The 17,479-nt window shown below is 62.8% G+C and carries 17 protein-coding genes; 6 read left to right on the top strand and 11 right to left on the bottom strand.

Going from position 1 to position 17,479, the window contains the following annotated elements; genetic code table 11:
* The first annotated feature begins 103 nt into the window (after positions 1–103).
* Positions 104–880: an outer membrane protein OmpK gene (locus tag ACZ5WQ_RS16045; protein WP_432649125.1), complete on the top strand. Its 777-nt coding sequence runs from the start codon at positions 104–106 to the stop codon at positions 878–880.
* Between the two features lie 310 nt (positions 881–1,190).
* Here the strand turns inward: ACZ5WQ_RS16045 and ACZ5WQ_RS16040 are convergent, their stop codons facing one another.
* The 3 genes from ACZ5WQ_RS16040 to ACZ5WQ_RS16030 form a co-directional block, all read right to left on the bottom strand.
* Positions 1,191–2,333 carry an acyl-CoA dehydrogenase family protein gene (locus tag ACZ5WQ_RS16040; protein ID WP_285677527.1) on the bottom strand — a complete coding sequence of 381 codons (1,143 nt, stop codon included), beginning with the start codon at positions 2,331–2,333 and terminating at the stop codon, positions 1,191–1,193.
* Between the two features lie 12 nt (positions 2,334–2,345).
* On the bottom strand, positions 2,346–3,524 hold the full coding sequence (locus tag ACZ5WQ_RS16035) for an acyl-CoA dehydrogenase family protein (protein WP_285677528.1): 1,179 nt from the start codon (positions 3,522–3,524) through the stop codon (positions 2,346–2,348).
* A 115-nt stretch (positions 3,525–3,639) separates the two neighbouring features.
* Complete coding sequence (locus ACZ5WQ_RS16030; RefSeq protein ID WP_464382668.1) at positions 3,640–4,674, bottom strand: AraC family transcriptional regulator; 1,035 nt, start codon at positions 4,672–4,674, stop codon at positions 3,640–3,642.
* 93 nt (positions 4,675–4,767) lie between these two features.
* On the opposite strand from ACZ5WQ_RS16030, the gene ACZ5WQ_RS16025 reads away from it, so the two are divergent.
* Positions 4,768–6,243: a flavin-containing monooxygenase gene (locus ACZ5WQ_RS16025; RefSeq protein WP_464382667.1), complete on the top strand. Its 1,476-nt coding sequence runs from the start codon at positions 4,768–4,770 to the stop codon at positions 6,241–6,243.
* On the top strand, positions 6,227–7,171 hold the full coding sequence (locus tag ACZ5WQ_RS16020; protein WP_285677531.1) for an alpha/beta hydrolase fold domain-containing protein: 945 nt from the start codon (positions 6,227–6,229) through the stop codon (positions 7,169–7,171). The genes ACZ5WQ_RS16025 and ACZ5WQ_RS16020 overlap by 17 nt, the downstream gene beginning before the upstream one ends.
* Here the strand turns inward: ACZ5WQ_RS16020 and ACZ5WQ_RS16015 are convergent.
* The 8 genes from ACZ5WQ_RS16015 to rutR form a co-directional block, all read right to left on the bottom strand.
* On the bottom strand, positions 7,150–7,926 hold the full coding sequence (locus tag ACZ5WQ_RS16015; RefSeq protein ID WP_285677532.1) for an SDR family NAD(P)-dependent oxidoreductase: 777 nt from the start codon (positions 7,924–7,926) through the stop codon (positions 7,150–7,152). The genes ACZ5WQ_RS16020 and ACZ5WQ_RS16015 overlap by 22 nt on opposite strands.
* 72 nt (positions 7,927–7,998) lie before the next feature.
* On the bottom strand, positions 7,999–8,928 hold the full coding sequence (locus ACZ5WQ_RS16010; protein ID WP_464382666.1) for an ABC transporter permease: 930 nt from the start codon (positions 8,926–8,928) through the stop codon (positions 7,999–8,001).
* Positions 8,928–10,022, bottom strand: coding sequence for an ABC transporter permease (locus tag ACZ5WQ_RS16005; protein ID WP_464382665.1), 1,095 nt, complete (start codon positions 10,020–10,022; stop codon positions 8,928–8,930). Before ACZ5WQ_RS16005 ends, ACZ5WQ_RS16010 begins: the two co-directional genes overlap by 1 nt.
* Positions 10,015–11,532: an ABC transporter ATP-binding protein gene (locus tag ACZ5WQ_RS16000; RefSeq protein ID WP_464382664.1), complete on the bottom strand. Its 1,518-nt coding sequence runs from the start codon at positions 11,530–11,532 to the stop codon at positions 10,015–10,017. Before ACZ5WQ_RS16000 ends, ACZ5WQ_RS16005 begins: the two co-directional genes overlap by 8 nt.
* Positions 11,529–12,620 carry a BMP family ABC transporter substrate-binding protein gene (locus ACZ5WQ_RS15995; RefSeq protein WP_464382663.1) on the bottom strand — a complete coding sequence of 364 codons (1,092 nt, stop codon included), beginning with the start codon at positions 12,618–12,620 and terminating at the stop codon, positions 11,529–11,531. The genes ACZ5WQ_RS16000 and ACZ5WQ_RS15995 overlap by 4 nt, the downstream gene beginning before the upstream one ends.
* 33 nt (positions 12,621–12,653) lie before the next feature.
* Complete coding sequence (locus tag ACZ5WQ_RS15990) at positions 12,654–13,040, bottom strand: VOC family protein (RefSeq protein ID WP_228247610.1); 387 nt, start codon at positions 13,038–13,040, stop codon at positions 12,654–12,656.
* A 1-nt stretch (position 13,041) separates the two neighbouring features.
* Positions 13,042–14,049: an isopenicillin N synthase family dioxygenase gene (locus ACZ5WQ_RS15985; protein ID WP_269688140.1), complete on the bottom strand. Its 1,008-nt coding sequence runs from the start codon at positions 14,047–14,049 to the stop codon at positions 13,042–13,044.
* A gap of 242 nt (positions 14,050–14,291) precedes the next feature.
* Entirely contained in the window at positions 14,292–15,020 is a 729-nt protein-coding gene (gene rutR / locus ACZ5WQ_RS15980; protein ID WP_464382662.1) for an HTH-type transcriptional regulator RutR, read from the bottom strand.
* Positions 15,021–15,256: 236 nt separating this feature from the next.
* Between rutR and rutA the strand changes: the two genes are divergently transcribed.
* From rutA to rutC, 3 genes are read left to right on the top strand one after another with little or no spacing between them, the layout of a single operon-like run.
* Complete coding sequence (rutA, locus tag ACZ5WQ_RS15975; protein WP_464382661.1) at positions 15,257–16,345, top strand: pyrimidine utilization protein A; 1,089 nt, start codon at positions 15,257–15,259, stop codon at positions 16,343–16,345.
* Positions 16,345–17,097 (top strand): pyrimidine utilization protein B, encoded by a 753-nt coding sequence (gene rutB / locus ACZ5WQ_RS15970; protein ID WP_464382660.1) that lies wholly within the window; start codon positions 16,345–16,347, stop codon positions 17,095–17,097. The genes rutA and rutB overlap by 1 nt, the downstream gene beginning before the upstream one ends.
* Positions 17,094–17,477 (top strand): pyrimidine utilization protein C, encoded by a 384-nt coding sequence (gene rutC / locus ACZ5WQ_RS15965; protein WP_088277171.1) that lies wholly within the window; start codon positions 17,094–17,096, stop codon positions 17,475–17,477. The genes rutB and rutC overlap by 4 nt, the downstream gene beginning before the upstream one ends.
* Positions 17,478–17,479: the final 2 nt, after the last annotated feature.

The raw sequence follows: 17,479 nt of genomic DNA, 5'->3' as shown, positions 1-17,479 counted from the left end.
GTTTTGCTATACCATGCGCGCCGGATTACCGGCCCAACCAAGCTGTGCATTACCGGGCCACTGCGTTACACCCACAATGCCAATACGAAATGGAGCAACATCCATGAACAGCCTGACCCGCGCCGCACTGGGTAGCACCCTGATGCTGGCCAGCAGCCTTGCACACGCCTATCCCCTGCTGTGGCAGAACAACAGCATTACCTATCTGTACGGCACCGACTTCCAGGTTGATCCTGACACCCAGCAAACCGTGACCTTCGAGCACGCCAGCGGCTGGACCAAGGGTGACCTGTTCGCCTTCTTCGACACCATCCACTACAACGGTGGTACCAACAGCGAAGACCAGAACAGCAGCTACTACGGTGAAATCTCCCCGCGCCTGTCGCTTGGCAAGATCACCGGCCAGAGCTTTGCCTTCGGCCCGATCACCGACGTGCTGCTGGCCGGCACCTACGAGTTTGGCCGCAACGACCTCAAGAACTACCTGCTCGGCCCGGCCGTTGACCTGAGCATCCCCGGCTTCGACTACTTCCAGCTGAACACCTACTACCGCCATGCCAACAACGACGAAGGTGGCCGCGGCATCTGGCAGATCACCCCGGTCTGGGCCTACACCGTACCGGTGGGCAACTCCGACATCCTGATCGACGGCTTTATCGACTGGGTAGTCGATAACGACGGCGACAACTACCACGCCAACCTGCACATCAACCCGCAGGTCAAGTACGACCTGGGCAAGTCGCTGGGCTGGTCCGCCAAGCAGCTGTACACCGGTATCGAGTACGACTACTGGAAGCACAAGTACGGCATCCAGAACGGCAACTTCGGACTGGACACCCACCAGAGCGCGACCAACCTGATCGTCAAGTTCCACTTCTGATCAGGACATAAAAAAACCGCGGCCAAGGCTGCGGTTTTTTTATGCGGCACCGGTAATGCCAACGGCCACGGCATGCCGTGGACCTCATCTACGGCGTACTGAAATCAGGTCAGCCGTTCGACCCGATCAGAGCACTTGCACACTGATCGGGAAGACGGTATCTACGACGGTGAAGTTGCGCTCTTTCCGTAGGGACGCGACATGTCGCGTCCGACCGTGCCAGTGGTGCAGCCGCATACCTGAAGCGCGAGCGCTCTCCAGCATTCGCCGCGCCATCCGGTGGAAAAGCCTGCGGCTTTCTCCACAGAACTCAATACCCCCGCAGCGCCGCAAAGCGGTTGGCGTGGTAGCGGTAGTCGCCGAACAGCGTCTGCACACTGCGCGCGCGCTTAATGAACAGGCCGATATCAAACTCGTCGGTCATGCCCATGCCGCCGTGCATCTGCACCGCTTCGTTGGTCGCCAACTCGGCCACTTCGCAGGCCTTGGCCTTGGCCAGACTGACCCACTGCGCTGCCTCGGCGTCACCGGCATCCAGCGCCATCTGCGCCTTCAGCACCGCCGACTTGACCAGCTCCAGCTCGCTGAACAGATGCGCGCAACGATGCTGCAGTGCCTGGAAGGTGCTCAGGGTTACCCCGAACTGCTTGCGCTCCTGCAGATAGGCAACGGTGCGCTCGAACACCTCCAGCGACAGGCCCAGCAGTTCGCCGGCCAGCTGAGCGTTGACCACATCCAGGGTCAGTTCCAGCGCAGCCCAGGCAGTGCCCGCTTCACCCAGCAGATCACCCGCGGCGACCTTCACATTGTCAAAGCTCACAATCGCCGCATTGCGGCTGTCGGCCATGATGGTGCGCTCGACACTGACGCCCGGCGCGTTGCGATCCACCAGCAACAGGCTGATGCCCGCCTGGTCGGCTTCGGCACCCGCGCTGCGGACGGAGACGATCAGCTTGTCGGCAACATGGCCGTCGACCACAAAAGTCTTGCGGCCGTTGAGCAGATACCCGCCATCAGCCACCTGCAGACGGGTTGCTACCCGGTTCGGCGCGTGACGCGGCGCTTCATCAACCGCCAGCGCCAGCAGCAGGCTGCCCTCGGCGACCTGCGGCAGCAGCGCCTGCTGCTGTTCGCTGGAGCCGGCCAGCAGCAGCGCGGCCACACCGCCAATGGCGGTCGAGATCAAGGGGGAAGCACTCAGGTTGCGACCAGCCTGCTCGCTGACCTGGCCCATGCCGACGTAGCCAAACTGGGCACCGCCGAGGGCTTCGGGGATCAGGGTGCCGACAAAACCCATCTCGACCATGCTCTGCCACAGCTCGCGGGAGAAGCCGGTTTCGTCGCGGCTGTCGCGCAGCGCACGCAGCTGGCTGACCGGGGCGCTCTCGCTCAGAAAACGCTTGGCCGCGTCCTTGAGCATCTGTTGTTCTTCGTTAAGTACCAAAGCTGCCATGATGCTGTCCCCTCACTGAAGGCCGAGAATGTTGCGGGCGATGACGTTGAGCTGCACCTCGCTGGTGCCGCCCTCGATCGAGTTGCCCTTCGAGCGCAGCCAGTTACGGGCGATGGCCCCCTCGCGAGACGCCTCCCCTTCCCAGAGCAGACCGTCACTGCCATGCAGGGCAACCATCAGCTCCTGCCGACGCTTGTTCAGCTCGGTGCCGTAGTACTTGAGCATGGCCGATGCCGCGCCAACGCCCTGACCCGCCTTGGCTTCATCCAATACCCGCTCGGCGGTCAGCGCAAAGGCAGCCGCATCCAGATCCCATGTCGCCAGCTCGCCGCGCAGCATGCCGTCGGCCAGCTTGCCGTCTTCCAGGCCGACAGCATCCACCGCGATCTGCGGCAGACTCTTCTGACCTGCGGCCGTGCGGCCCATGCCGCCAATCATTTCCCGCTCGTGGGTCAGTAGGTACTTGGCGATGGTCCAGCCGGCGTTGATCTCGCCCACGACCTGGCTTTTTTCCACCCGCACATTGTCGAGGAAGGTTTCACAGAAAGGTGAGCTGCCGGAAATCAGCTTGATCGGCCGGGTGCTGACACCGGGGGTGGTCATGTCGAACAGCACCAGACTGATGCCCAGCTGCTTCTTGGCATCCGGGTTGGTGCGCACCAGACAGAACATCCAGTCGGCCTTGTCGGCGTAGGAGGTCCAGATCTTCTGGCCATTGACGATAAAGTGGTCGCCGTGGTCTTCGGCACGGGTCTGCAGGCCGGCCAAGTCGGAGCCGGCACCCGGCTCGCTGTAGCCCTGACACCAGCGGATTTCACCGCGGACGATCGGCGGCAGATGCTGACGCTTGAGCTCTTCGGAGCCGAACTTGAGAATCGCCGGGCCGATCATCCAGACACCAAAACTGGACAGCGGCGGGCGGGCATTGATGCGCGCCATCTCTTCACGCAGCACCTTGTGCTCCTGCTGACTGAGACCACCGCCGCCATACTCGGTTGGCCAGTCGGGCGCGGTCCAGCCGCGTGCGGCCATGCGCTCGAGCCAGAGTTTCTGGTCTTCGCTGGCAAAGGTGAAGTTGCGTCCACCCCAGCAGGCATCGTTGTCCGAGCGTTGCGGTGTGCGCATGCTCTGCGGGCAATTTTCTTCCAGCCAGGCACGGGTCTGCTGGCGAAATACGTCCAGATCGGCCACGGGCATTCTCCTCGGTATGTTCGTGAAAGGTCCGGAAGCAAAGATACTCTGCCCGGCCCAGCGCGCGCGCAGAGCTTGACTGACCGAATGGTTACCCATTAACCAACGTGATGGATCAGCCCTGCCGGCTGCGCATGAACTGCTTCGGCGTCATCCCCTTCCAGCGCCGGAAGGCATGCACGAAATTGGACACCTCGCCGTAACCCAGACGTTGGGCGACCTCGTCGAGCGACAGGCCCGGCAGGCGCAGCAGTTCCTCGGCCAGCGCCTCGCGGGTTTCCTCCTGCAGTTGGCGGAAACCGGTCTGTTCCTGGCCCAGGCGGCGGCGCAGCGTACGCTCGGTCAGGTGCAGTCGCGCTGCGACCGAGGTCATGTCCGGCAGAGCGCTGCCGCCCTCCAGCAGCAATTCGCGCACCCGACCTGCCAGTCCATCACGCGCCCGATAGCGCTGCAGCAACTGCCGACACTGCTGCTCGCAGGCCTGCCGAATCGCCGGGTTATCGCCGGGCAAACCGCGGGCCAGCAGTACCGGGTCCAGTTCCAGCAGGGTTTCCGCGGCATCGAACTGCGGGGCGCAGCCATAGGCCTCGGTGTAGGCACTTATCAGTGCATCCGGTGGCGCGGGCAGCGCCAGTCGAACCGATTTGAAGGGCTGCCGCAGCCCGGTCAGCTCCCTGTGGATACGGGTAATGGCGGAGCTGTCACGCAGCAGCAGAAAGGACCGCAGGCGCGGTTCGACCCAGCGATCATCAATGACCAGCCATCGGCGACCGGCGTCCTCGCGGGCCTGGATGCGGCAGAAGGCAAAGGTCAGATCAAGGTAGCGCAGGCCCATTTCCAGCGCCTCGCCCAGCGAGGCACTGCTGAGCAACGCATACCCCCAGATGCCATAGCGACTCAGTTGATAACGGCGCCCGGCCAGCAGACCGAGCAGCGGCTGATCAGGCAGGTTGGCGAGCAGATTGCCGACCACCTGCAGCTCCTGATCCGCGGTGACCTCGGCCTGACCATCGGCCAGCGCCATCACATCCAGCCCGGTGCCCTGCAGGCACTGCGGTACGGTCAGGCCCAGCTCGGTACCCAGTTGGGTCATCAGTTGCACGCTGCCAATGTTGCGCAGGCGCGGCCAGGGAGGAGCAGTAGCGGTCATGACGTGTCCGAAACTCACAATTTTTTGACCGACTATGCCATACCCGCGCCGACAGGCAACACCTAATATGCTGACAACAGGAGGAAGCACACAATGACTACAAAAAGCTCACCTGCCGCACCACTCGACGCCATTATCATCGGCAGCGGGTTTGGCGGCCTCGGCATGGCCATCCAACTGGATCGTGCCGGCATCAGCCATTTTCTGCTGCTGGAGAAGGCCGCTGACATTGGCGGAACCTGGCGCGACAACCACTATCCGGGCTCAGGTTGCGACGTACCTTCGCACCTGTATTCCTACTCGTTCGAGCCGCGCACCAACTGGCCGCACAAATACGCCCGCCAGGACGAGATTCACGCCTACATCCGCCACTGCGCCGACAAATACCACCTGCGCCAGCGCATCCGCCTGAACTGCGAAGTCAGCGACGCCCGCTTCGATGCCGACAGCGGCTGCTGGCAGGTCACTACCGCCAGCGGAGACACCCTGGTCGCGCGCAACCTGATCGCCGCCACCGGCCAGCTCAACCGCCCGCTGATGCCGAACATCGACGGGCTCGGCAGCTTTGCCGGCCCGGCCTTCCACTCGGCCGAATGGCAGCACGACGTTGATCTGAAGGGCAAACGGGTCGCAGTCATCGGTACCGGCGCCTCGGCGATCCAGTTCGTACCGCAGATCGTGCCCGAGGTGGCCCAGCTCGACCTGTACCAGCGCAACGCCGCCTGGGTGCTGCCCAAGGATGATTGCGAGTACAGCGATTCGCGCCGACGCTGGCTGAGTCGCCTGCCGCTGCTGCACCGGCTGGACAGGGCCTGGCAGTACCTCAGCCATGAAGTACGTGCCCTCGGCTTTGTACACTTCACCTCGCTGGTCAAAAGCAGCGAAAAGGCCGCCCTGCGTCATCTGGACCGTCAGGTCAGCGATCCCGCCAAGCGCGCCGCACTGACCCCGGACTACCCGATGGGCTGCAAGCGTATCCTGATCAGCAACAACTACTACCCGGCGCTGGATCAAAAGCACGTCAACATCGTCAGTGACGGCATCGAGAAAATTGTCCCGGAAGGCGTCGTCACCAACGACGGCACCCTGCATCCGGCCGACGTACTGATCTACGGCACCGGCTTTGCCGCCACCGAGTTCCTCGCGCCGATCCGCATCAGCGGGCTGGACGGTCGTGACCTGAACGACGCCTGGCGCGACGGCGCAGAAGCCTACAAGGGCATCTCGGTCTCCGGCTTCCCCAATCTGTATGTGCTCTACGGGCCAAACACCAACCTCGGCCACAACTCGATCATCTACATGCTGGAAAGCCAGTTCCGCTATGTCGTTGCCTGCGTAAAGGCCGTGCGCGATCGTGGTCTGCGTTACCTTGATCTGCAGCCCGAAGTGCAGGTGCGCTACAACCGGCAGCTGCAGGAAGATGCCCGCGGCACGGTCTGGGCCCGGGGCTGCCAGAGCTGGTACCTGACCGCCGACGGCAAACAGACCGTCAACTGGCCCGGCTTTACCTTCACCTATCGATACATGACCCGCAAACCGACATGGAGTGACTATGTCCAGGTACGTTGATGAGCTGTATCGCAACCCAGGGCAGCCCGGGTTGCGCGCCCTGCTGCGCGGCATGCTGAAACTGCTGTTTCGCGGTCTGATCCGTCCGCCCGTGCCCTTTGCCGTGCAGGCACTGGTGCTGCGCCTGCTGACCCTCGGCATGCCGCTGGCCAGAGGCGTGACCCGCAGCGCCGAGCAGATCGCCGGACGGCCCTGTATGTGGCACCGCCCGGCGGCGGGTGGCGACGGTCGCGTGCTGCTGTATCTGCATGGCGGCGCCTTCGTCATCGGCTCCCCGCAGACCCATCGGGGCATCTGCTCGGCGCTCGCCAGCCGTGGTCAGTTTGACGTCTGCGCCCTCGATTACCGAATGGCGCCGGCGTATCCGGCACCGGCGGCCTGTGACGATGCGGTCGCCGCCTATCAGGCGCTGCTGCAGCGGGGTTACGCGCCAGAACAGATCACCCTGATCGGCGACTCGGCGGGCGGCAATCTGGTGCTGGTGACAGCGCAAAAGCTGGCTGCACTCAAGCTGCCGCTGCCGGCCTCGCTGGTGTGCTTTTCACCGGTCACCGACATGACCGCCGAACAGCTGCACGCGCCTGCGGCCGGCGATCCACTGCTGCATCCGTCCTGGCTAGACAGCGCCCGCGACGCCTACTGCCCGGCCGGGCTGGACCGCGCCGACCCGATGGTGTCGCCGCTGTTCGGCCAGCTCAAGGGCTTGCCGCCATTGCTGCTGCAGGTCGGTGAAGACGAGGTGCTGCTGAACGACAGCCTGCGGCTGGCCGAAGCCGCGCGCGCAGCCGACGTCGCCGTACGGCTGGAGCGCTACGAAGACCTGTGGCATGTATTTCAGGCCCACGCCGGGCTGCTGCACAGTGCTGATGCAGCGCTGCAGCGGGTGGTGGACTTTGTGAACAGCGCTCAGACCGACTCGGTAAGCTGATCCCGGTGAATAGCGTAAGGCCCCCAGGCCTGACGCACCGGCACCACTTCCAGCCGGTTGATGTTCATGTGCGCCGGCAGCGCGGCGATGTAGCCCACCTGTGCGGCTACATCGTCGGCGGTGAGCGGCACCGTGCCCTGATAGACCTTGTCCGCGGCACCCGAGTCCCCGGCGTTGCGCACCAGACTGAACTCGGTCTCGGCAATACCCGGCGCCAGATCAGTCACCCGCACGCCGGTGCCCTGCAGGTCACAGCGCAGGTTGTAGGAAAACTGCTGCACGAACGCCTTGCTGGCACCGTAGACATGACTGCCCGGATACGGATTGCCGGCGGCAGTGGAGCCGATGTTGATGATGGTTGCACCGCTACCCCAGACGATCAGTTTAGGCAGCACCGCGTGGGTGACGTTGACCAGTCCGGTGATGTTGGTGTCGATCATGGTGTGCAGGTCGCTCAACTCAACCGCCTGCGCCGGGCCCGGCGCCAGCGCCAGCCCGGCGTTGTTGACCAGCACCTGAATCCCGGAGAACGGCTCCGGCAGCTCATCGATGGCACGCTGCACGGCGATGGCATCGCGTACGTCCAGCTGCAGCGGCAGAACGCTGGTCAGCTCGCTGAGTTCATCGGCCAGCGCCTGCAGCCGCTCCAGACGGCGACCACAGAGAATCAGCGGCCAGCCCTGACGCGCCAGACAGCGCGCGCTGGCGGCGCCAAACCCCGAGGTCGCGCCGGTAATCAATACTGCACCTTGCATGGGTATATCCTGTTTTCAGTTCCGGGCTAGCGGTGTTGAAAGCGCTGGCCACGCAGCCAGCTTTCAACGCGGCTAGCGCCTCTCCTCACGAATAAAGGGTTCCCCCAACGCCCCGGGCTGGCTGCTGCTATCGCGGCTGGCCACGGCAACCCAGATCATCACCCCGAGGGTGACGGCGTAGGGGGTCATGAATACGAAGTACTGCGGCAGGCGAATACCGGAGGCGGCCATCTGCGGAATCAGCGCCTCGATACAGCCAAACAGCACGGCACCGGCCAGCGCCTTCCACGGCGACCAGCGGGCAAAAATCACCAGCGCCACGGCGATCCAGCCGCGCCCGCCGACCATATCGACGATCCACATCTTGGTGCTCAGCACCGAGATATAGGCACCAGCGAGACCGATCAGCATGGAGCCGGCAACAATGGCGGCGCAGCGATAGCCCAGTACCGGAATACCGGCGGCATCCGCCGCCTGCGGGTTCTCGCCGACCGCACGCAGGCGCAGACCCAGCACACTGCGATTGAGCACCAGCACCACCACGACGAAGATCAGCGGCGTAACGAATACCAGCGGGTTCTGCACAAACAGCTTGCCCACTACCGGCAGCTCCGAAAACGGCCAGAGCGAGACCGCGTGCAGCCCGGCGACCGGCTTGTTGGTCCAGTCCAGCAGGGTGCCGAGCAAGCCGGTCAGGCCCTGACAGAAGAACACCAGAGCAAGGCCCGCGATCACCTGATTGATGCGCATCACCAGCACCATCAGGGCAAACAGCAGCGAGACAACCCCGGCCGCGCACATCGCCAGAATCAATGCCCAGACGGTTGCGCCGCCGGTCATCAGTGACGCGCCGATCCCTGCCAGCGCACCCACCAGCATCAAGCCCTCGGCACCCAGTGCCAGCACCCCGGAGCGTTCGATCACGATCAACCCGAGCGCCGCCAGCGCAAAGGGCACGGCAAAGTCGGGAATGTTGCCGATCCAGCTTGCAATCATGTCCATCAGACCTGCCCTCCCTGAATGCGGCGAATACGGTGGCGGATAAAGAACTCCGAAGACGCCACGCAGATCACCAGAATCGCCTGGATCAACTGCACCATCGAGAACGGAATCTGATAGAACACCTGCAGACTGCGCCCGGCGACAAACAGGGTCGCCACCAGCACCGCGACAATGGTGGCGGCTATCGGCTGGTTACGCGCCAGGAAGGCGATCAGAATCCCGGAAAAACCATAACCGGCGTAGAAGGAATGGGTCAGCCGCCCTTCCTGCCCGGCGGTAATCATCAGCCCGGCCAGGCCAGCCAGCGCGCCGGACAGCAGCACGGTACCGAGGATCACCCGCTTGACCGGCACGCCGACCGCACGCGCCACACCTGGGCTGCTGTCGACAAAGCGCAGGTACAGGCCAGCGCGCGAGATACCGGTAAACCAGAGCACGAACAGCGCGACCACCAGCGCCAGCACCACCGCCAGACTGACGCCATCGAACAGCTCGGGCAGACGCTCGAATACCTTGTACTGCGGCGAATAGGGGAAGGAGTCACGCGGGTCCTTCCAGCTGCCGTAGACCAGATGCAGCAGGAAGTTGATCGCAATGTAGTTGAGCATCAGCGTGGAGATGATCTCGTTGACCTTCAGGTGCAGCTTGAGCAGCACCGGCGCCAGCGCCCAGAGCAGGCCGCAGACCATGGCGCAGACCATCATCAGCGGCAGGCGCAGCGACGGCGGCCCGATCTCGAACAGCGAAACGGCCGTCGCGCCAATCGCGCCCCAGATCATCTGGCCTTCCAACCCCAGATTCCAGAACCGCGCACGAAACGCCAGGCAGCCGGCCAGACCGACCATGATCAGCGGCGCGGCCTGAAACAACACCGCGCGCAGACTCTGGCTGTCGAACAGGGTGAGGATGACAAACTCATTGAGCAGCTCATCGGCGGGTACCCCGGCGCTGACCAGAATCGCCGCCGAGATCAGCATGCCGACTACCAATGCCAGCGCGATGACCAGCGCCTGCCAGTACCAGGCCATCTGCTGGCGAACTTCAAGGGTGTACCGGCGCGCCAGCAGCGGTTGAAAATTCGTTGTATCAAACATGATTCACCATGGCCTGCCCGATTGCCTGGCGGTCTGCCGGTTGGGCAAACTCGCCGATGATACGTCCTGCCGACATCACGCCAATGCGGTCAGCCAGCGCCATCACTTCGTCCAGGTCTTCACTGATCAGCAGCACCGCAGCGCCCGCATCACGCGCGCTGCGCAGCCGCTCGTGCACCGCCAGCGTGGCGCGCACATCCAGCCCGCGGCTGGGGCTGTGGACGATGACCAGTTGCGGGGGGCGGGCAAATTCGCGGGCAATCACCAGCTTCTGCGCGTTGCCGCCAGACAGCAGCGCCGCCTTCTGTTGCAGCGAGCGCACACCCTGCACATCAAACTCGGCGACCGCGGCGGCGGTGTCGGCTTCGATCCGCTTGCGGCGCAGGAACCAGAACGGCCCGTAGCGGCCGCTGTGTACATCGCCCATGGCAAAGTTGTCGCTGATCGACAGCGGCGCGGCGAGCGCCGAGCTGTAGCGGTCGGCCGGGATGCAGGCGATGCCCAGCTCGCGGCGACGGGCCGCACTGAGGCTGTTGAGATCGCCTTCCCCGACCAGCTCCATCTCGCCGGACACCGGCTCGGGCAGGCCCATCAGCGCGCCGGCCAGTTCACTCTGGCCATTGCCACCAACCCCGGCGATGCCGTAAATCTCACCGGCACGCAGCTCCAGATTGACGCCGCGCAGCGCCGGCGCATCGCCGCTGGAGCGCAGATCACGCACCGCCAGCCTGACCTCGCCCGCGTCTCGGCTGGACGGAATCTGCGGTGGAGTCGGCGCGTCGCCAACGGTCAGTTTGACCAGCTCACCGACCGACACGGTCTGCGGCTTGAGGCTGGCAACCGTTGAGCCTGTGCGCATCACCGTCACCTGATCGGCGTAGCGCATGACATCATTCATTTTGTGGGTCACCAGGATGACGGCAGCACCTTCCTGATGCGCGAAATTCTGGACCGTGGTCAGCAGGTTTTCTGCTTCCGCATCGGTCAATACCGCGGTGGGTTCATCGAGAATCAGAATGCGGGCACCGGCCAGCAGCACCTTGAGAATCTCGACCCGTTGCTGCTCGGCCACCGACAGTTGATCCACCCGCGCGTGGGGTTCGATGCTGAACCCCAGGCTGGCGGCCATGGCGGTGATCTGCTCGGCGGTCTGCGCCAGCCGCTGCCGGTAGGTACCGGTTTGCAGATGGCGCAGGCCAAGCAGAATGTTCTCTGCCACGGTGAAGGGTTTCACCAGCTTGAAATGCTGGTGAACCATGCCGATGCCCTGTGCGGCAGCATCGAGCGGCCCCTTCAGACGAACCGGGTTGTCGTCGATGAACAGCGATCCGGTTTCCGGCGCATACAGCCCTGCGGCGATGTTCATCAGGGACGACTTGCCCGCTCCGTTCTCGCCCAGCAGAGCATGTACCTCGCCCCAGCGTGCGGTGAAGGATGCCTCGGACAGCGCCTTGAAGCCGTCAAACGACTTGCTTACGCTGTCCAGCCGGATCGCGTTCGGGTTACTCATTGCTGGGTAATCACTCCCTTGACGAACCAGTCCATGGACCAGAGTTCACCGTCCGACAGCGCCTCACCCTCAGCAGCCTTGACGTTGCCGTCACGGTCGGAGATCGGGCCGGCGTAGATCAGTTTCTCGCCGTTCAGCAGTGCCTCGCGAGCAGCCATGATCTTGGCTTTCTCTTCTTCATCGATACCCTTGCCGCAGCAGGAGACGTCGGTACCGCCCTGCTCCATCGACAGCAGCGCACCGTTCTCCGCCGGGCCCCAGTTGCCGGCCATGATTTTCTTCAGCTCCGGTGCCAGGAAGCGATCCCAGACCCAGACCGAGGAGCAGACAGTGGCTTCGGGGGCGAACTCGCTCATGTCACGGTGGTGACCGGTGCCATAGACGCCGCGCTCCTGGGCAACGATCTGCGGGGTCGGGCTGTCCACGTGCTGGCCGATGACGTCAGCGCCCTGATCGATCAGTGCGGTGGCTGCCGCGCGCTCCTTGACCGGGTCGTTCCATGCGCCGGTGTAGATGACGGTGACGGTCGCATCCGGATTCATCTGCTGCGCGCCCATGGCGAAGGCGTTGACGGTCCAGTTCACCTGACCGAAGGGGTTGGCCGCTACAAAGCCCAGCTTGCCGGTTTCAGAAGCGGCACCCGCGGCCATGCCGCACAGGTACTGGCTCTCGTAGGTACGACCGTAGAAGGACTCCAGGTTGTGCGAGTTGGTGGTGCCGGAGCCATTCAGGAAGGCCACTTCCGGGTACTTGTCGGCCAGTTCCTTGAAGGTGTCGGAGTAACCAAAGGCGGTACCGATGATGATGTTGGCACCACGCTGAATCAGCCGTTCAACGGTCGGTTTAATCGCCGAGGCGGTTTCCGGCACGCTTTCCACGTACTGAATCTTCTGGCCAATCTCGCCTTCCAGACGCTGACGCGCCTCGTCGAACGCCTGGGTCCAGCCGCCGTCATTGCGCGGGCTGATGTACAGCATGGCGATCTTCGCCGGGCCGGTCAGGGTAAAACCGCCTTCCTCGGCAGCAGCCAGGGTCGGCAGGCCGCAGGTGGCCAGGGCGCATACGGCGCCCGCAATCAGTTTTTTCATTGCCAAAGTCCTTCTTGCGATCAGGTGGTGTGACTACATCATGTGGTTGATACGGAACACGTTGCCTTCCGGATCCATCAGCACCGCCTGATACCAGTTGTAATAGGTGGTATACGGCGGCTTGATCAGGGTGGCGCCCGCTTCGACGGCGATCGGCACCATGCGGTCGACCTCGGCGGGGCTGTCGACGTCGATGTTGAGCAGAAACTTGCAGCCAGCAGTGTCGGAATACTCGGCCAGATGCAGCAGCTCGTAGGCATCCGGCGCGTTGAAGCCGATACAGCAGGTGCCGGCATCCAGGCCGACGAAGATCGGCGAGCGAATCGCCTCCACTTCCGGAAAGTCGAACACCCGCTGGTAGAACCCGCTGAGCGCTTCGATGTCGCGGGCGAATACGTTGACGTAGGAAAGTTTGCTCATCTCAGGCCACCTTGCTGCCGCCAAAGGTCGTCTGCCGGACGAACTTGGACTTGAGGTGATCGCCGGAGCTGACCGGTGCATACCGCGGCGTCTCGCCCTCGGCCAGGCAGCTTGGCAGGCATTCGACCATCACGTCGTAGTTGGGCTGATGGAAGAACACCAGCGACTGGCGCTGCTGATCGCCCGCAGCATCTTCCGGCGGGTTGATCACGCGGTGCAGGGTCGAGATCCACTGGTCGTTGGTCCACTGCATCATCAGGTCACCGATGTTGACCACGAAACCGTCTTCAACAAAGGGCACATCGACCCATTCGCCGTCGCGGTTGCAAACCTGCAGGCCACCCAGTGCGCCGTCGGGTTTGACGATGGTCAGGCTGCCGTAATCGGTATGCGCACCGGCGCGCAGCTGACCTTCCTCGATACCCTCCTTCAGGTGCGGGTAACGCAGGCTGCGGAACATGCTGATGTGCTTGTCGATCTTGTCGTCGAAGAAGGTCTCCGGCAGCTCCAGCGCCAGCGCAAAGATGCGCATCAGCGAACGGGCCAGATCGCCCATGGCTTCAAAGTATTCGGTGTAGGCCTGCTGAAAACCGGGCAGGTCGGACGGCCAGACGTTAGGCGCAAAGTGCGGACCGGCCATGGCTTCGGAATAGTAGGGCTCGGCCGGTACGTTGCTCGGGCCGATCGAGAAGGATTCCTTGAGGTCGCCCGGCGCCGCCTCTTCCATCGAATAGGACAGGCTTTCCTCGGCGACTGCGCTGTAACCGCGCACCATGTCGGGACGCGGGCGGTTTGCCTTGCGCTTTTCTGCCATCGGCAGATCAAAGAACTGCGAGGTCAGGGCATAGACCCGCTCGATCAGTTCCCTGGGAATCTGATGCTCGGTAATGACCAGAAAGCCGATGTCGCGACAGGCCTGGTTGACCGCTCTGGCCACCTCAGCCTTGCCCTCGGCGGTGCCGCTGAAATAGGGTCCAAGATCGATGATGGGAACGTATTGAAGCGTCATACAACCGTTTCCTCCAAATGGAGCTCAGCGGGAGCGCTGGGCAGAAGAAGCGACGCGAGGAGTGTTCGACGCGCCATTTTCCAATCAGCGGAGACGGTTGCAGCAACTATGCCAAAAAGCGTTTCTACTTAAAAAACAAATAGATAATGAAAAGTGACCGCTTGTTTTGGAACAAACGGTCTGATCTAGAGCACTCGGTTTGTGCGTCTAGCCCAAAAAAGGGGCGGAGATATTGATCTGCATCAAGAGCGCGGACAGACGCCCTGCAAAACCAGTGCCTTGAGATTGTCCAGCGTCTCGGCAAAGAAGGCCGGATCTTCCAGGGTACGACCAGAAACGGCCTCAACCTGGGTACGAAAGTCGGCGTAATGCTGGGTCATCGCCCAGAGCGAAAAGATCAGATGGTGCGGCTCGATCGGTGCCAACTTACCGGCCTCGATCCAGGCATTGATGACGCCGACCTTGGATTCGACGATATCACGCAACGAGCCCTGCAGCTCGCCCAACAACAGCGGCGCCCCCTGAATGACCTCCAGACAGAACAGCCGCGACTCGGCCGGATGATCTCGCGACAACTCCAGCTTTACGCGCAGGTAGTCACCAATCGCCTCGGACGGATCCTGTTCGACAGTGAACGCCTTGAGCGGGCTGAGCCAGACATCCATCAACTGACGCAGCACATTGATGTACAGATCTTCCTTGGAAGCAAAGTAATACAGCAGGTTGGTCTTGGACACGTCGGCCTGGCTGGCCACCTGATCAAGACTGGTGCCGTGCAAGCCGTAACGGGAAAACACATCCAGCGCCGCTTCCATGATGGCGCTGCGCTTGGTTTCCATCAGCCGCTTGCGCCGATTCAGCGTGGCCTCACTGGGCACCCGAGTCCGCGCCTTGGGCTTCTTGGCAGGTGTTGCGGGACGCTGTATCTGTTTGCTCACTGGGAGGTATGCCTCTTCTTTTAACGCCCGCATTCTACCCTTGGGGATAGCAGACAACTCAAGCCCCAAAATGGGCCCCAAAGCGAATCGGCATGCACAAACCAAGTGCTCTAATTCGGACTAAATGGTCTACCTTAAACCAGTCAAACCACCCAAATCATTGATTTAAATCAACAAAAAAAACATGGCCTGGATTGTGCTTTTCAGCTGTTCAGCGGCCGGCAGGGTATGCCGACCTTCCGAACAAATGGACCACGGAGTGCAATCCAATGAATGTAGGTATCTTCATCCCGATCGGTAACAACGGCTGGCTGATCTCCAAGAACGCGCCGCAGTACATGCCGACCTTCGACCTGAACAAGGCCATCGTGCAACGCGCCGAGCACTACGGCTTCGAGTTCGCACTGTCGATGATCAAGCTGCGCGGCTTTGGCGGCGAGACCGAGTTCTGGGAGCACAACCTCGAGTCCTTCACCCTGATGGCCGGCCTGGCTGCCGTGACCGAGCGCATCCAGCTGTTCGCCACCGCCGCCACCCTGACCCTGCCACCGGCCATCGTTGCGCGCATGGCCTCGACCATCGACTCGATCTCCAACGGCCGCTTCGGCGTCAACCTGGTGACCGGCTGGCAAAAACCGGAATACAGCCAGATGGGCCTGTGGCCGGGTGATGAGTTCTTTGCCAACCGCTACGACTATCTCGGTGAGTACGCCACTGTGCTGCGCGATCTGTGGAACACCGGTCGCAGCGACTTCAAGGGCGAACACTTCCAGATGGACGACTGCCGCGTCAGCCCCAAACCCCAGGCCGACATGAAGGTCATCTGCGCCGGGCAGAGCGAGGCCGGCATGGCCTTCACCGCCAAATACGCCGACTACAACTTCTGCTTCGGCAAGGGCGTGAACACCCCGACCGCCTTCGCCCCGACCGTCGAACGACTGGTCAAGGCCACCGCAGAAAGCGGCCGCGACGTCACCTCCTGTGCGCTGTTCATGATCATCGCCGATGAGACCGACGAAGCCGCGCGCGCCCGCTGGGAGCACTACAAGGACGGCGCCGACCACGAGGCCATCGCCTGGCTGGGCGAGCAAGGCGCCGCCGACACCAAGTCCAAGGGTGACACCAACATCCGCCAGATGGCCGATCCGACCTCTGCGGTGAACATCAACATGGGCACCTTGGTGGGTTCCTACGAAAATGTTGCGCGCATGCTCGACGAAGTCGCCACCGTGCCCGGCAACAGCGGCGTGATGCTGACCTTCGACGACTTCATCAAGGGCATCGAAGACTTCGGCAGCAAGATCCAGCCGCTGATGAAAAGCCGCCAACACGTTAACGAGATGCTGGAGAGCGCGTGATGAACGGCCTGACCAAACCTGTTGTCGGTCATGCACCGCTGCGCAATAACCCGACCGATGTGATTCTGCCCGCGCGCCCCGAGTCGCTGGCGATGAACAGCGGCGAGACCGCGCTGATCGTAGTCGACATGCAGAACGCCTACTCGACCAAGGGCGGCTATCTGGATCTGGCCGGCTTTGATGTTTCCAGCACCGGACCGGTGATCGAGCAGATCGCCCGCGCCATCGAAGCGGCCCGCGCCGCCGGCGTGCAGGTGATCTTTTTCCAGAACGGCTGGGACAGCGAGTACGCCGAGGCCGGTGGCCCCGGCTCGCCGAACTGGCACAAATCCAACGCGCTGAAGACCATGCGCAAGAACCCGGAGTTGCAGGGCAAGCTGCTGGCCAAGGGCACCTGGGACTACGATCTGGTCGACGCCCTGCAACCGCAACCGGGCGACCTTGTGGTGCCGAAACCGCGCTACAGCGGTTTCTTCAACACCGCTTTCGACAGCCTGCTGCGCGCCCGTGGCATCCGCAATCTGGTGTTTACCGGCATCGCCACCAACGTCTGCGTGGAGTCTACCCTGCGCGACGGGTTCTTCCTCGAATACTTCGGCGTAGTCCTGGCAGACGCCACCCATCAGGCCGGCCCGGAATTCGTCCAGCAGGCCTCGCTGTACAACATCGAAACCTTCTTTGGCTGGGTCAGCAGCGTCGATGACTTCTGTAATGCCCTGACCAAGCCCGTTACCCAAGGAGCATCCGCATGAGCAAAACCACCGTACTCCCTGCCGGCACCGGCAAACCGCTGGCCCCCTACGTTCCGGGCTCGATGGCCGATGGCATTCTCTACGTCTCCGGCACCCTGCCCTTCGACAAGGACAACAACGTGGTTCACGTTGGCGATGCCGCAGCGCAAACCCGTCACGTGCTGGAAACCATCAAGGGTGTGGTCGAGGAAGCCGGCGGCACCATGGATGACGTCACCTTCAACATGATCATGCTGCGCGACTGGAGCGATTACGCCGCGATCAACACCGTCTACGCCGAGTACTTCCCGGGCGAAAAGCCGGCGCGCTATTGCATCCAGTGCGGTCTGGTAAAGCCGGACGCGCTGATCGAAATCGCCAGCATTGCCCACGTCGGCTGAGG

The sequence above is a fragment of the Halopseudomonas sp. T1L2 genome (genome assembly GCF_055397385.1).
This window is presented reverse-complemented; position numbering and strand designations above follow the sequence as displayed.